Source organism: Mobiluncus curtisii subsp. curtisii ATCC 35241 (assembly GCF_000146285.1).
Classification (GTDB): Bacteria; Actinomycetota; Actinomycetes; order Actinomycetales; family Actinomycetaceae; genus Mobiluncus; species Mobiluncus curtisii.
The window spans coordinates 278550-293369 of sequence record NZ_GL385912.1; the positions used below are offsets into that span (position 1 = coordinate 278550).

The following is a 14820-nucleotide window of genomic DNA, read 5'->3' on the forward strand; positions in this document are numbered from 1 at the left end:
CCCTGACTAGGAATATGACGGGTCGCGGACGACCCCGCTGGCAATGCAGTTGATTCCCAAGTCTCGTGCCAGCGCCTCCGGTGGCAGCAGCGACGTTAGTGCCGCAGTCTGCGCGATAGTGTCCGCAAGGGCGGCGTTGAGATCCTCCCAGCGAATCCCGTGCCCGTCGCCGTTCAGTTCACGACCTATCGCTAAATTTTTGGCTTGGTTCGCAATCGAAACCAGCAAAGCCCCGGAAATCATGTCGCTAAAAAACACTTTCCGTTCGTGTTCTTTACCCCCTACCTCGACGTAGCGCAGGGTGCACAGATAAGTGGCTGGTTCCTGGACAAACAGGCGATTGACCGCGGCTTCCACCAGGTTTACAGCAAAAATTGTCGCTCCCCCGGCCGCGGACATTTGCGCCTCATCGAAAGGGGTCGCTGGGCTGAAATGGTGAGCCAAAATACCCCGCGCCGCCGCCTCATCCGGACGCCCCACGCGAATTTTGACGTCAAAGCGACCGGGGCGCAGCAGTGCCGGATCAATCATGTCCTCCCGGTTTGAAGCGCCAATGACTATCACGTCTCGCAGCTCATCCAAACCGTCCATCTCGGTCAACAGTTGCGGTACCAACATAGTTTCCACATCGGAGGAAATACCCGAGCCGCGGGTACGGAACAGGGCTTCCATCTCATCAAAAAACACCACCACGGGGTGCGTACCCGCTGACAGTTCTCTAGCGCGGTCAAAAATGGCACGTATCTGCCGTTCCGTTTCGCCCACGAACTTGCTGAGCAGTTCGGGTCCTTTCACGGAGAGAAACACGCTGGGTTGGTCGTATTGCACCGCCAGGGATGTCGCCACAGCCTTGGCAAGCATGGTTTTTCCACAACCGGGAGGTCCGTACAGCAAGACACCTTTGGGTGCGCTCAGACCGTAGGAGGCAAACAGATTGCGATGGGTATAGGGCATCTCCACCGCCGCCCGGATATGCGCAATCTCCGTGTCCAGCCCCCCAATATCGTCATAGGTGACTCCCGGCACTTCGGGCTGCAATGCTTGTTCGACCCCGGCGCTTTCGAGCAGTTCCAATCCCCAACCTGCCCGCGTATTTACCAAAAGGGTGTCACCGACTTTCAAGGTTTCGGCAAAACCGGGGCGCAGCCGCACCGCAACTTCCGTTCCGCTGGATAGGCGTACTACCGACCGATCCATCTTTAGGTCACATACGGTAGCCACAGTTCCAAAGAGGGAACGTGGGGCGCTACCCACCACCACCGGGGTGGCGTCTATCCACACGGCATCACCCGGTTGGAGCTGGTCCACCCCCGCGAACTCCTGCACCGCTAAGCGAACGTGCTTTCCGTCCCAAGCGACCTCTGCCAGTCGAGAGGGCTGGTTGACATCCGTTCCGGTCACAGTATCGGTGGAAAATCCTTCAAAAATAGCGTGCGACAAGGGCGGTTGACCGATTTGTCGCAGCTGGGAGCGCAGGGACTCCAGTTGGGTTTTTGTTTCTCGCAGAGCAGCTTTCAGGCGTGCGTTGTGTTCTCCGACAGAAATAACCTCACGTTTCAAATCTTCGATACTCGGATTGGAATCATTCATCGCGCTCCTCCTGATGTGTCTCCCGGCGAGCCGTCTGATCCCGTTGATAGGCGGCTTTTTCCGTGGCATCCCGGATGACGCGACGCAATTTTTGATCCGAAATTGGGCGCGGAGCCTCATAGTCAAGGGTTTCGTCTTCCCACAGGGCGTCGCGGGAGTCGAACTGTCCCACTGCTTCCTCGCCGTGCCGAATGGAAGTTTCGCCGTCAGCCAGGCGGCGCGCTGTAAATATAAATCCCGTATGGGCAATCATGCGGTGATCAGGTCGGACCGCCAAACCGTCAACATGCCACGGTCGAACCAGGGACTCCCAAGAGCGCAACGACGTGAATCCGCCGAAGTTTCGTAGGTCTTGCACCATCCGCGCCAGCTGCGTAATGGTGGTGAGATAGCAGGTCAGCACCCCGCCAGGCACCAGCACTCGATGGACCTGTTCCAGGTGCTCCCACGGCTTTAACATGTCCAGCACCACCCGGTCCACAGATTTATCTGCCACGCCATCTCGCAGCCCTGCACTGAGATCAGCCAGGCGCAACTCCCAGTTGCTCACGTCCCCACAAAACCACATCTCTACGTTGCATCGCGCTACCTCTGCAAAATCGGGACGTAACTCAAAACTGGTGACATGCCCGGATGACCCTACTGCCCCCAACAGGCTCATAGTCATAGCACCACTGCCCACCCCGGCTTCGACAACGTTCGCACCGGGGAAAATATCGCCTTCCATCACGATTTGCGCAGCGTCTTTTGGATAGAGGATTTGCGCCCCGCGTGGCATGGACAGATGATAATCAACCAGCAGGGGACGCAAGGCGGTGAAGCGATGTTCGCCGCGCTCCGAAGGAAAAATTGTGCCCTCCGGTTTCCCAATAATTTCTTGGTGACGCAAGGTTCCTTGATGGCATTGGAAATAGCCGTTTTCGCGCAGTAGAGTCGTATGCACTCGACCTTTTTCATCGGTCAGCTGGACCCACTCTCCACTGCGAAACGGACCGCGGCGACGCGCTGGACCGCCGGGAATGAATGGTTTTTCCTGAGATTGAGCCATAGCCATTATCTTAACCTATGGTTTTTCACCCCGACGCAATCGGTCTGGTAAACGAAGAGATTTTTGGCAGTCAGGCGATAACCTGAAGGCATGAGTGAATCGTCATCTGCCCCCGCTCCTCGTCCCCCAGCGCTTTCGGCATCTTCGGCGAAACAGTTTCAACAATGTCCCCTAAAGTGGCGTTTCAAATACGTTGATAAACTCCCGGAGCCCCAAAGCCCCGCCGCTTTGCGCGGCAGTTTAGTGCATAAGGTGCTGGAGGATATGTTTGATTTGCCTCCCGCCGAGCGACAAGCTCCCACGGTGCGTGAAACCGTGGACCGCGCTTGGGAAAAGGTCACGGATGGAGCTTATAAACTTTCCGAAGTCTTGGCACAGACTTCCGAGCAGGAGTTGAAAGCTGCCGCCCGCCAGCTTATTGATGCTTATTTTTCCTTGGAAGATCCGCGCCGGCTGCATCCTAGCGGTCGGGAGCTGGGGGTGGAAACGGTATTATCCAGCGGTTTAAGGCTGCGCGGATTTATCGACCGTGTAGAACAGGCAGGCAACGGGGACGTACGCATCATTGATTACAAGACCGGCAAGGCTCCCGATATGCGCTTTACCGGAGAATACGTCTTTCAGATGCGGATGTATGCTCTGCTGTACCGGGAACAATATCGAGTCACTCCCAAGCGGACCCAGTTGTTGTTCCTGGGAGGCAACCCTCAGGTTCTGACGTTCGACCCCACAGATGCCAACGTGGACGAGTTCGCAGCTGAAATTAACGCGCTGTGGTCAGACATAGCTGCTCACCTGCACGCGAATCGTTTTGAAACGCGGAAATCTCGACTCTGCGACTGGTGTTACTTTCAAAACCTCTGTCCCGTTTTCGGTGGTATTAGCCCGGAAGTCGACCCAGCAATGTTAGAAAAAATTTCGGAAATCGGTCCTGCCGCCGCGGGCTAGGCAGTTCACGGACCTTCCTCGACTAGGCTGGAAATCATGGAGATGCGACGTCTGGGAAATACCGGTATGCGGGTTTCAGCTTTGGGTTTGGGAACCCTAACTTGGGGACGAGATACCTTAGAATCCGAAGCAGCCGCTCAGCTCGAGGCTTTCGTCGAGGTCGGGGGGAACTTGATTGATACTTCCCCAACTTACGGAGACGGTCAAGCCGAGGTGGTGTTGGGTCATCTGCTGGGTTCCGCTGGTAGCTCTACCGCGATGGATACCGAATTCCCCGCACCTCATTTTGCCCGCGAAGACCTGGTTATCGTGTCAAAAGCGGGGGTCTCGCGGCGGCATGATGAATCTTTCGTGGACGCCTCCCGCCAGAACCTGTTGGGCAGTCTGGATCGAACCCTGCGCAATTTGGGCACTGATTACGTGGATTTGTGGTTGCTGCAGGTTCCCGATCCGCACACCGACTTTGACCTGATACTGGGGACGTTATGGTCGGCATGGTCGAGCGGAAAAGCGCGGTATGTGGGGCTGTCTAATCATGCGGGCTGGCAGTGTGCTTACGCAGCGGCACGTCTGCGGGAAGGCACAGTTAATGTGCCGGGTTTAGCGGCGGTGGAAAATGAGTACTCGTTGTTGAACCGGCAGGCGGAAGCCGAAGTTTTACCTGCTGCCCAGTCGCTGGGATTTGGGTTTTTGGGATGGTCGGCGCTGGGTCGCGGGGTCTTGACCGGTAAATATCGCAATTCGGTGCCGCCGGATTCTCGCGCCGCCTCTATTCATCTGCAAGGTTTTGTGCAGCCTTATCTGCAAGGAAGGTATCGCAGCATCGTGGAATCGGTAGCGACCGCGGCGCAGGGTTTGGAAGTTTCTCCGTTGGCAGTGTCACTCGCTTGGGCTTTGCAAAAGCCCGGTGTGTCCAGTGCCATAGTCGGGGCGCGCAGTGCCGAACAATTCCGTCAAGTCTTGGGGGCGCTAGATACGAAAGTGCCACGTCAAGTCATGTCGGCTTTAGATGAGGTTTCTGACCCGCGACTACCGGTGACCTAGTGCTTTTGCATCTGACTCTGATTACGCATAGCGCACCACACCCCAGGAGAGGCGACGTGACAGCCGAAATCAGTCCTCACCGTGCAGGTCAAAGTCCTCTAAGTCGCCTTCGTCCAGATAATCGTTGTCGTCGTCTTCATCATCATCATCATCGAGGTCATCGATGAAATCGTCGTCGTATTCCTCGTCGTCATCTTCGAGGATGTCAAAGGGCAACTCGACCCCGGTGGCAGTAAACAGCGCATCATCGTAGGTAAAAAAGGCGTCACGAAGCTTTTCTTCGGCATCGCTCAAGACCGACGAATCGTCCATATCGCTGTCGGCTACAGATGCCACTTCCAAATGCCGCTGCAGTGCGGCAATCAAATTATCTAACTCCGTACGAGGATTTTTCATAAGTCCAATTCTAATGTGCAGGACCAAACATTGCAGGACAATTCAGGGGGAAACCAGGGGCTTTACCCTGTCAATGTGACTCCAGGGAAAGGTCTGGTGACACCTGGTGCGAACCTGCCGTAAGGAACCGATCCGGTTAGAGAAACAACATATTCTAAGGTAGATGCAGCTGACCTCTGACCATGGTCACCATCAGGTCGGTGCCTTTGATTTCGGAGGTTTCGTCAGGACCTACGATTTGTGATTCTCCGTTAGGACCGGTCAGCTGGGACGCTCCCCCCTCGACTCCCAAGGGCAAAACAATCCACATCTTACCGGGGGTATAGGTGGTGGAGGGTGCCTGCCCGGCAATCTCCGCTTTAATATTTGCCACCACTACCCGCGCGTGTGCCCGAGCCGCGTCAGCCCGTTTAGACTCGTGAACATCGGTAATATCGCCGACCGCGTAGACGTGATTCTGACCTTTTACCCGCAGGTATTCATCCACCGTGACCTGCCCCTCATTGTTGAGGGAATCACCGTAGTTTGCCCGCAGATAGCCCGAAGCCGTTTGGGCACCGTAGCACAGGAACCACATATCGGCGTCGATTCCCACTCCGGCTTGCGTCTCGACATGGAAAGGAGCCAACTCCCCGATATCGGTTGGCGGTAAATACGCCAAGGGAGCGCCCAAAACCAGACGCACTCCCGCCTGTTGCAAATCCGCGGTCAAAACCTCACGCAGGTCTTCGGCATACTCGTTAGACCCCAAAATATGCGGGGAACGATCCACCATAATGATTTCTATATCCGGAAAGTTCGTAAACAGCTCGCCGGCGAATTCAATGGCAACAGTACCCGCGCCAACCAGCATGACCCGCTTCGCTTGCGACAAATTATTCCGGGTTTCTTCCAGACGCCGTTTCGCCAACGAAGCTGTCGGGATATTGTGTTTCGCCGGATAGGGGTAGGTGGTCCCAGTCGCTAAAACCAGGTAATCCGCTTCAATAGGGTCATGATTTGCCAGGTGAACGGTGGTTCCCTCGACGCGGGTCGCTTCTCCGTGCACGACCCGACCGTGCTTTAATAGGCGCGAGTAGGGCATGAATATGGTGTGGGTCCAAATATCATCGACGGCGGCACGCAAAGCTGCTGCGTGATGCACGAACTGGTCTTTTTGTTCCACCAAAGTCACTTCGGCGACATCATCCAAACCGCCTGCCACGGTGATTCCCCCATATCCACCACCGACTACAGTAACTCGGACCACACTACCTCCCGCTTCAGCTCCTCTAGGATTGACGCCTTCCAACAAAACGTCTTAATCCTAACCTAAATGCCAGCTAGTGCACCGGTTTCGCGATAAATATTTCAACCGGTTCGGAGTGAGGTTTACAGTTCTGGCGCCAGCGGGACCTGCAAGGCTCGGGCAATGTTCGGGGGAAAGAATCCCTCCCCTTTCAAAACTTTACCGTCATCGCGATAAATCGGTTTCCCGTCCGGACCCAGCTTCGACAGATTGGACGCTTGAACTTCCTGCAATACTGCCGGCAGGTTGATTCCCGCCTCCAGAGCCATGCCGTAAACAACGTAGGTCAAATCTGCCAACGCATCGGCGACCTCGACAGTGTCGCGAGCGCCCTCGTCCAGTTCACTGATTCCGTCCATCACCCCGCGCAGCGCCGCATAGGCTTTCTGACCGTATAGCGCGCGCACCAACTCGGAAGTTTCTTCTAAAATCAGTGACAAGCGCATATGCATCCGCTCGTTTTCGATGTTTGGTCCCGTTGTCACCACTGGCAGGTCATAGACTTGGTGAAATTGCCGCACGAGGGCTTCCGGGTCACGCGGGTCGGGGGTAGGCAGTTCTGGTTGGCTCATTTTGTACTTCTTTCCCTAGTCCGAGGTGTTTCCCCGGTCACTGAGTTGCAATCGTTTCACAAGGGCGGTCCACTCGGTTGCCGGTTCGAGCGGGTCTCCCTGCAGCAGCGTCGCCACGGCACGGTCTTCTCGTTGTCCCTGATGCAAGCCAATACCACGCAAAATTCCGCCAAACCGAAAACCGCAATGCCACGCGACCCGGATGGACGCCAGATTTTCCGGGTGCGCTTCCAAGGTCACGCATTCAAAGCCCAACAGATTAAACGCGGTGGTGACTGCAAGTTGCAATGCTTCACGCATCAGCCCGCGTCCCCGCCATTCGGGCGCTATCCAATAACCGACATTTACAGTCTTTTCCATCCCGACTCGCAGCGAAATCGTCCCTGCCAGGTGGGCGGTTTGAGAATCAAAAGCACGGATAATCCAGCTGGCTCCCCCCTCGTCCCACAACCGGGGGCAAAGTTCGTTTAAAAAGTTGTCCGCGTGTTCCGGGCCGAAAGGCACTGGGATATTGGTAAATCTCTGGATTCCGGGGTCTTGGCAAGCTGCCGCGACTTCAGGTGCGTCCGCAGCCCGTGGCACGTCCAAGGTTAGGAGGGTGCCGTGCACCGGGAAGGGTCGATGCGCCCCGATTTCTCCTGCAGCGGCACTGGTGGAAACAAATTTAGCGATTCCCTGAACGAAAGGCGTTTCAGACATGAATCCCCCCGAACGAAAATACAACAAGGACCCGGATTACCGGGTCTTGTGCGAGGAAAGGGACTTGAACCCTCACGACCGCAATTGGTCACAAGCACCTCAAGCTTGCGCGTCTACCATTCCGCCACCCTCGCTGGCGCCAAAGGCAAATCAAATTTAGCGGGTTTAGCCGTCATTCTCAAGATGAGTTCCGCGACGGAAACACAGACCGCGAAATTTAGCGAAAAAACCGCGGATTGCCGATGCCGAAACGGAGCTCAGTCAGCTTCGGCGAATTGCCATATCTCGACCATGGAGGCGGTCGGAGTCAGGAAAAAGGCATTCTCATCCACATCGTCCTTGCCAGTCGCACTGGCTTTCACCAGAACGTAACCACTGGCCAGCTTGATACCAATCTGAGCCGGATCCGTGGCGGCTTCTGCGGAAAGAGTACCGTCCGGACGCATAAAACGAACCGTTTTTGCCGAGCCGCGCATCACCTCGGCGACCTCGGCGTTACCCGAGTAAACCCCAATCACAATCAGACCTGAACCCACCAGCGGATCACCGCGCACCAGGGATTTAGCCCGGACGGCAGAACGTTGGAAATAATTACGCCCTTCAACAATGTCATCAATCACGGTTTCATTCTTTCACGCCCACATAGTCAATGCCAGAATTTGGGGAATATTTACCAGGTGCTCGGGCCACCGGGCGACGCTGCCAGGAGCACTGCCGAAGTTTCATCCCAGCAGGCTGCGTAACTGATCGAGGGTGATTCCCGCAGACACTTCCCGATTCTCCTGACCGGAGAGTACCGCCCCAATGAGGTCGCGTTTCTTTTCTTGTAGCTCCAGGACGCGCTGTTCAATCGTGTCGGTAGCGACCAGCCGGTAAACATTGACGAATCGTTTTTGCCCCAGTCGGTGTGCTCTATCGACGGCCTGAGCCTCCGCCGCTGGATTCCACCACGGGTCGGTGAGAAACACGTAATCTGCCTGCGTGAGATTCAAACCAAATCCACCAGCCTTTAACGAAATCAGGAATACATCGACTTCTCCGTTTTGGAACCGTGCCACCTGCCGGTCGCGATCACGACTGGTGCCATCCAGATAGGCGTAGTCAATTCCCGCCTGATCCAGCCTTTCCCGCAGTATCGCCAAGAAAGACGTGAACTGAGAAAACACCAGCGCCTGATGACGCTGTCGGGGATTCAAGTTGCTATCATCGCGCAGCCCCTCCAGCGTTTGCAGCAGGTACGTGACTTTTGCCCCGTCCTCGTGTGCCTGCGGGTCGATGAGCTTGGCGCTCAGAGCAAGTTGGCGCAGTCGGGTCAAAGCCGTGAGGATGTTGATGCGAGGAGAATTGGCATCTGCGACTTGGGCTCGAGCTGCCGTCAAATATTTGGCGTACCAGGTGCGCTGCGCCGGTTCCAGGTCAATAGAGACTATCTGTTCAATCTTTTCCGGCAGCTCCTGAGCGACGCTGTCCTTGGTGCGACGCAGCAGGAACGGCGCCACCCGGTCAGAAAGTTCGGCAGCTGCCTCACCGCGATCACTGAGGGCTTCAGCGGCAAAACGGCGCGTGAATACCGATAGGCTGGGCAACACCGTGGGAACTGTCAGGGACATAATCGACCACAGGTCAGTGGCAGTATTTTCAATAGGTGTACCGGTCAAGGCAAAAGCCCACTTGGCGCGCAGACGCACCAAGGCTTTATGGGTGGCAGTGGAAGGGTTTTTCACAAATTGGGCTTCATCGAAAACTAAACCTGAAAAGCTCTGGGTCTGCCAAAAGTCTATGTCCATGCGCGCCAACGTGTAGGTAGTCAGCACCAAGTCCGCTTGCTTTACTTCGCGAGCGACCCGCTCCCAGTCCGCCGCGACCTTACCGACACTGGTCTTTTGCGCGTACAGATGCAAATCCGGGAACCACCGTGACGCCTGTTCCTCCCAAGTTCCCATCAAGCTGGCGGGAACTATCACAAACACCGCCCCGGCAGCGTTCGCGGGACTATCCATCAACTGCTGTTTTTGCCCAGCGATGACCGCCAGCATCTGCATGGTCTTGCCCAAACCCATATCATCAGCCAAGATGCCACCCAAACCAGCTGTAGCTCGAGCCATCATCCAATGGAAACCGTCCTCTTGATAGCCACGCCAAGTGCCTCGCGCCAATGCGGGTGTCGAAACTTCAGGCGGGTCCACCAATTTGTTGACGGCATGTTCCCAATCTCCGGAGAAGTGACGCGTCGTCGCCAGCGCGTCCAACGCCGAGACCAGTCCGAAATTGGAAATTCCGACCGAAAAGTCCGCCCCTCCGGAAAAATCGTTGAGCCCTAAATCGGTAAACTCCCGAATCAGCCGTTTCAGCTGCTGATTTTTCGCCGCATACAAATCCACCCAGTTACCCTCAGGGGTTTGCCACCAGCGTTCCACCCGCCCCAGGGCTGCCAGAAATTCTTTTGTGTCCAAGTCCTCTTGCCCCAGGCGCAACCCCAGGTCCAGCCCATAACGCAGCCCCCAGCCCCGCGGCTCGTCTTCAGGCAGTCCTTCAAAATCCGCAGCAAAGTCAGGGGCATCTTCGTCAGACTGGGATGTTGCTTGACCGGGAGAAATAATCTGGTCAATCCGCAGGTCAAGCGCAGGACCATCCGAAAAAATCTGAATGTGTTGCAGTTCGGGGGATATGTCCACTTCGGCACGTTGAGAAGCATTAATGGTTGCAATCAGCTCGCGAATCCGATCCAACTCAAAAATGGGAAATTTTTTCGTAAAGAACGTCTGAATCTCGGATGCATTCCATCCCCCCAGGGAGCCGACGCTATGCATCGCCTTTTGGATTTCCGAATCCGCAGTATTGGGATCCAGGGGCACTTCCACGGTGTCAGTGGCGGAACGACGACGTACGGTCCAGCGTATTTCGACCAGTTGGGGATTCATTTCGTGGAGGCGCAACAATCCACATAACTGAGGTGTACCAAAAGCATGTTCCTGGACCAGATTCATTGAGTCCGGGGACAGCATCCCCAGTTCTCCCAGGTGTTTGGCATAGTTCGCCCAAAAATCGTTGGCTTGCGCAGCCGGGATTTCCCATCGGGCCTGCGCCGCAGCCAGCGCGTGCAGTTCCTCGTTTACTCCCGCTTTAATTCCCGTACAGGCTACGAAACGCCCGCGCAACACTTGCAGTCTGGTGCCGAGAGACTGGCAGTCGGCGTCAGCGGTGTCTGCCGTTTCGTAGCGAGGTCCGGGCACAGAGTTTTCAGCACGAGCCACCACCGTCACCGAGCCGTCCTCGTGTGGGGTGATGACCAGGACGGCTTGAGACCCCCTAGTAGTGGGACATAACACAGTAGTACGAGTCGTGTCCGAATAGACGGTAACTCCGCTGGTGACGCACTTCTCCAGGAGGTCCAGACCGGTAGCGTCAAGGTGGCTTAACTTCACGAGTTGGGCGTGGGCACTGTGCTCAAAAAGGTGACGCATCGCGACGAGCTGGGTCGCATTCAGTCCCTTGGTGACAGATACCCACCGGGAGGTGAGGTCGCGCCAAGTAGCGCGTTTTTCTGTCCATTCCCCAGACAATGCCAGTCGCAGCGGAATCAGGGTTTCTCCGTCTATCTGGATAGCCAAAGGCTGGTTCGTAAAGTCCACTTCGCTAGCGTTGAGTAGACTTCCGAGCCCGGCACGCCAATCCATTTCATCAGCCATTCTGTCTATTTTACAGGTTTCAGCTCCGGATTTTTCATTGCATCATGAAACCTACTTAGAATAGGGGTGTTATGTTGCACGTGATCTTCTTTGAACCTCGCATTGCCGGGAATACCGGTGCGGCGATTCGCCTGGCTGCCTGTACCGGAGCTACCCTGCATGTGGTCGAACCGACCGTGTTCGACCTGGATAACGACACCAAGTTGAAGCGGGCAGGACTGGACTATCACGACCTGGCGCATCTGGAGCGTCACCCTGATTTGGACGACTGCTTGGCGCACGTGCCCGGCAAACTTTATGCCTTCACCGGTCATACTGACATCTTGCTGCCCCAGATTCAGTTCCAGGACGGGGATGGTCTCATGTTTGGTCCCGAAGATACCGGGCTGCCGGTTGAAGTCATGGATGACCCCCGTGTCACCAGCCGGGTTCGCATTCCTATGCTGGACGGACGTCGTTCCTTGAACCTCTCGATTTCGGCGGCGATTGGGCTGTATTATGCCTGGGGTCAACTCGATTACGCCGGCGGCATGTAGTTTCGTTTCCCGCGTTCACAAGTCTTGATTTCCCGTTTTTCCGCGCGCCTGCGCGGTTTTCTCCTTCCCTCATGTTAATCTCGGGGAGAGAGAGGGAGCACGTGTGATTAAATACTTGGGTTCAAAACGCACTTTGGTGCCGGCGTTGGCACAGATTGCGAACCTGTCGGGCGCGCGCACCGCCCTTGACGCGTTTACCGGGACGACCAGGGTTGCCCAAGCATTTAAAGCTCTCGGGATTACTACCGCCGCTAATGACGTGGCCAGCTATTCCCGGGTGCTGTCGGATTGCTATATCGCCACCGACAAACGTCAGATAAACGACCGCGAGCTGCGAACTATCTTGTGCGACTTAGAAGCCACCCCCGGCGAGCCGGGATACTTTACGGAAACGTTTTGCGAAAAATCCCGGTTCTTCCAACCGCAGAACGGAGCGCGTATCGATGCTATCCGCAATCGGATTGAGGCGGAGTTTGCCGCCGACCCCCGATACCCTATCCTGCTGACTTCTCTGATGGAGGCGGCAGACCGAGTGGACTCCACGACCGGGCTGCAGATGGCGTACCTGAAACAGTGGGCTCCGCGCTCGTACAATAACCTGGAACTGCGAGTGCCCGAGCTTCTGGACGGCACGGGTACCACCTACCAGCGTGACACGAACGCACTCATCGCTGACCCCGCGACTCCGCATTTTGACATGGTTTACCTCGATCCGCCCTATAACCAGCATCGTTACTTTACGAACTACCACATCTGGGAGACGCTGATTCGTTGGGATTGTCCCGAGGCTTACGGCGTGGCACAAAAGCGGATAGACGCGCGGGATTCCGCCACACATTCGGCGTATAACCGGAAACGCGAGATGCCCCAGGCTCTGCAAAGCCTGATTTCGCAGATAGACACGGACACGCTGGTGCTGTCCTATAACAATGAATCTTGGATTGATTTTGACACCCTGTTTGACTTGGTGGCTGCCCGTTTTGAGGACTGCGTGGCGCTGGCTTTTGACTATAAACGCTACGTGGGCGCCCAGATTGGCATTTACAATCCAGAAGGAACCAAGGTTGGTAAAGTCACCCACCTGCGAAATCTGGAATACCTGTTCGTCGGCTGCAGCGCGCAGGTTGGCGCGCGTATCCGGACCGCTTTCCACGTCCCCGACGCCCCGGCAGCTCCCTCAGAACCGCGCCTCCTCGCCCAAGTAGGCTAGTCCCGGGTGAGGTTTTTCTGGTTAGTCCGCGCTCTCGGGTGGAAACCCTGCACGCTGCGAATCCTTTTCTTATAAACTGAAGCAGTAAATGGGCATTGGTCTGCGGACGGTTCTAGGCAACAGGGGGATGCGTCGTGAGTGTGCGGGTGAGTGTTTCCCCAGAATTGCTATTGTGGGCGGTAGAACGCAGTGGTAAATCCCTGCTCGACCTGACCGAGAGCATTCCCGGTCTGGGGAACTGGATTAGCAAAAAAACCAGCCCGACTCTCAAGCAATTACAGTCTTTTGCGGATAAAACCCACACGCCTGTTGGGATGCTGTTCTTGGACACGCCTCCGGCAGAAGTTCTGCCTATCCCGGATATGCGAACAGTGAAGAACCGGGATCTTACGCACTTAACAGCAGACTTGCTGGATACGATCTATGATTCCCAAGCTAAACAAGACTGGTACCGTGACTATGCGCTGGAAAACGATGCAGAACCTCTCGATTTCGTCGCTTCCTGTAGTACAGGAACTCCTGTACAAGAAGCCGCAAAAAATGCTATAACGCTGTTGAAACTGCCCTTAACCCACCAAGAAGCCAGAAAATACGATGAGGCTTTTCGGGTCTTATGCCAAAGGGTTGAAGAGACCGGGATACTCGTCATAGTGAACGGGATAGTTCAACACAACACACACCGAATTCTAGACGTTGACGAATTCAGAGGATTCGCCCTGACAGATGCAATCACACCGCTAATATTCATCAACGGTCAAGATACCCGTGCTGGGAAAATTTTCACTCTCCTACACGAGTTTGGGCACATACTTCTGGGGCAAAGCGCACTAGACAACCCCACGCTTACCGATACGGGAAAATCCGATAAGAACGATACAGAACTGTGGTGTAACGAATTCGCGGCACACACCCTGATTCCCGATTCTCTCATCACAAACATAACCACAAGAGAACTCAACCAACAATTAGTCGATAACCTGGCTCGACAAACCTACACCAGCACGCTAACAGTACTGAACCGGATTTACGGAGCGGGGCTATTATCCTGGGACAAATACACCACCTGGTATAAAAAAGAAGAAGAACAAGCATTAGAATACCTGCATAACTCGACCCCGGGCAGTGCGGGTGGAAACTTTTATAACATGCTCCCCTTGCGTGCCAGTAAAACCCTGACTCGCGCAATAATCACCAGCACTCTCGAAGGGCAAACCCTGTACACCGAAGCGTTAAGCATCCTCGGAATCAAAGATCCGGAAGCTATAGATCACCTCGCAAAACACTTGGAGGTGGCGTGAAATACCTGTTAGACACAAACATTTTTATCGAGTCCAAAAACCGCTATTATGGTTTCGACATAGCTCCCGGGTTCTGGGAGTGGCTAAATAGAGCCATGACCAACGGTGATATTAACAGTATTAAAAATGTTTATGACGAGCTGATGAACGGTAACGACAAAAATCTCCTTACCTGGATAGATTCCAGGAAAGGGTTTTTCCTGGACATTGACGAAAACACCTTGAAATATGTGAAAGACTTGAGTACCTGGGCTGGAGACCAACACTACAAGCAACATGCGATTAACACCTTCCGGCAAAGCGCTGACCTGTTCCTAGTTGCTTACGCTAAAGCGCATGGCTTTGTTGTAGTAACACTGGAGAAACCAGAACCAAACCGAAAAAGGCGCATAAAGATACCCGAAGCCTGCCAACACCTTAAAGTAAAATACTGCAACACTTTTGACATGATGCGTTCACTAAAAGCCAAGCTGATACTTTGATCTTTAGTACTGCGCCCCGC

General features: G+C 55.0%; 14 protein-coding genes and 1 tRNA gene. 6 read left to right on the forward strand and 9 right to left on the reverse strand.

Features of this window, described 5'->3' with window-relative positions; all coding sequences use genetic code 11:
* Positions 1 to 6: 6 nt before the first annotated feature.
* On the reverse strand, positions 7 to 1590 hold the full coding sequence (gene arc / locus HMPREF0574_RS01245; RefSeq protein WP_036324821.1) for a proteasome ATPase: 1584 nt from the start codon (positions 1588 to 1590) through the stop codon (positions 7 to 9).
* Positions 1583 to 2644: a tRNA (adenine-N1)-methyltransferase gene (locus HMPREF0574_RS01250; protein ID WP_004006851.1), complete on the reverse strand. Its 1062-nt coding sequence runs from the start codon at positions 2642 to 2644 to the stop codon at positions 1583 to 1585. Before HMPREF0574_RS01250 ends, arc begins: the two co-directional genes overlap by 8 nt.
* A gap of 84 nt (positions 2645 to 2728) precedes the next feature.
* On the opposite strand from HMPREF0574_RS01250, the gene HMPREF0574_RS01255 reads away from it, so the two are divergent.
* Together HMPREF0574_RS01255 and HMPREF0574_RS01260 are read left to right on the forward strand one after the other, a co-directional pair.
* Positions 2729 to 3586, forward strand: coding sequence for a RecB family exonuclease (locus tag HMPREF0574_RS01255; RefSeq protein ID WP_004006852.1), 858 nt, complete (start codon positions 2729 to 2731; stop codon positions 3584 to 3586).
* 36 nt (positions 3587 to 3622) lie between these two features.
* Entirely contained in the window at positions 3623 to 4630 is a 1008-nt protein-coding gene (locus HMPREF0574_RS01260; RefSeq protein ID WP_004006853.1) for an aldo/keto reductase, read from the forward strand.
* Between the two features lie 69 nt (positions 4631 to 4699).
* Here the strand turns inward: HMPREF0574_RS01260 and HMPREF0574_RS01265 are convergent, their stop codons facing one another.
* The 7 genes from HMPREF0574_RS01265 to HMPREF0574_RS01295 all read right to left on the reverse strand — a co-directional run bounded on the left by HMPREF0574_RS01265 (position 4700) and on the right by HMPREF0574_RS01295 (position 11274).
* Positions 4700 to 5026, reverse strand: coding sequence for a hypothetical protein (locus tag HMPREF0574_RS01265; protein ID WP_004006854.1), 327 nt, complete (start codon positions 5024 to 5026; stop codon positions 4700 to 4702).
* A gap of 154 nt (positions 5027 to 5180) precedes the next feature.
* On the reverse strand, positions 5181 to 6275 hold the full coding sequence (locus HMPREF0574_RS01270) for an FAD-dependent oxidoreductase (protein WP_036324823.1): 1095 nt from the start codon (positions 6273 to 6275) through the stop codon (positions 5181 to 5183).
* 122 nt (positions 6276 to 6397) lie between these two features.
* A complete protein-coding gene (locus tag HMPREF0574_RS09760) occupies positions 6398 to 6886 on the reverse strand; it encodes a pyrophosphohydrolase domain-containing protein (protein ID WP_004006856.1) in 489 nt (162 codons plus the stop codon).
* A gap of 15 nt (positions 6887 to 6901) precedes the next feature.
* A complete protein-coding gene (locus HMPREF0574_RS09765) occupies positions 6902 to 7585 on the reverse strand; it encodes a GNAT family N-acetyltransferase (RefSeq protein WP_004006857.1) in 684 nt (227 codons plus the stop codon).
* A gap of 49 nt (positions 7586 to 7634) precedes the next feature.
* Positions 7635 to 7719: transfer RNA gene (locus tag HMPREF0574_RS01285), tRNA-Leu, on the reverse strand.
* Between the two features lie 123 nt (positions 7720 to 7842).
* Entirely contained in the window at positions 7843 to 8205 is a 363-nt protein-coding gene (locus tag HMPREF0574_RS01290) for a hypothetical protein (RefSeq protein WP_004006858.1), read from the reverse strand.
* A 102-nt stretch (positions 8206 to 8307) separates the two neighbouring features.
* Entirely contained in the window at positions 8308 to 11274 is a 2967-nt protein-coding gene (locus HMPREF0574_RS01295; protein ID WP_004006859.1) for a DEAD/DEAH box helicase, read from the reverse strand.
* A 71-nt stretch (positions 11275 to 11345) separates the two neighbouring features.
* Here HMPREF0574_RS01295 and HMPREF0574_RS01300 point away from each other — a divergent pair, with 71 nt between their 5' ends.
* From HMPREF0574_RS01300 to HMPREF0574_RS01315, 4 genes are all read left to right on the forward strand, one after another.
* Positions 11346 to 11810 carry a tRNA (cytidine(34)-2'-O)-methyltransferase gene (locus HMPREF0574_RS01300; RefSeq protein ID WP_004006860.1) on the forward strand — a complete coding sequence of 155 codons (465 nt, stop codon included), beginning with the start codon at positions 11346 to 11348 and terminating at the stop codon, positions 11808 to 11810.
* A gap of 103 nt (positions 11811 to 11913) precedes the next feature.
* A complete protein-coding gene (locus HMPREF0574_RS01305; RefSeq protein WP_004006861.1) occupies positions 11914 to 13020 on the forward strand; it encodes a DNA adenine methylase in 1107 nt (368 codons plus the stop codon).
* 134 nt (positions 13021 to 13154) lie between these two features.
* Entirely contained in the window at positions 13155 to 14318 is a 1164-nt protein-coding gene (locus tag HMPREF0574_RS01310) for an ImmA/IrrE family metallo-endopeptidase (RefSeq protein WP_236585880.1), read from the forward strand.
* Entirely contained in the window at positions 14315 to 14800 is a 486-nt protein-coding gene (locus HMPREF0574_RS01315) for a DUF4411 family protein (RefSeq protein ID WP_004006863.1), read from the forward strand. Before HMPREF0574_RS01310 ends, HMPREF0574_RS01315 begins: the two co-directional genes overlap by 4 nt.
* Positions 14801 to 14820: the final 20 nt, after the last annotated feature.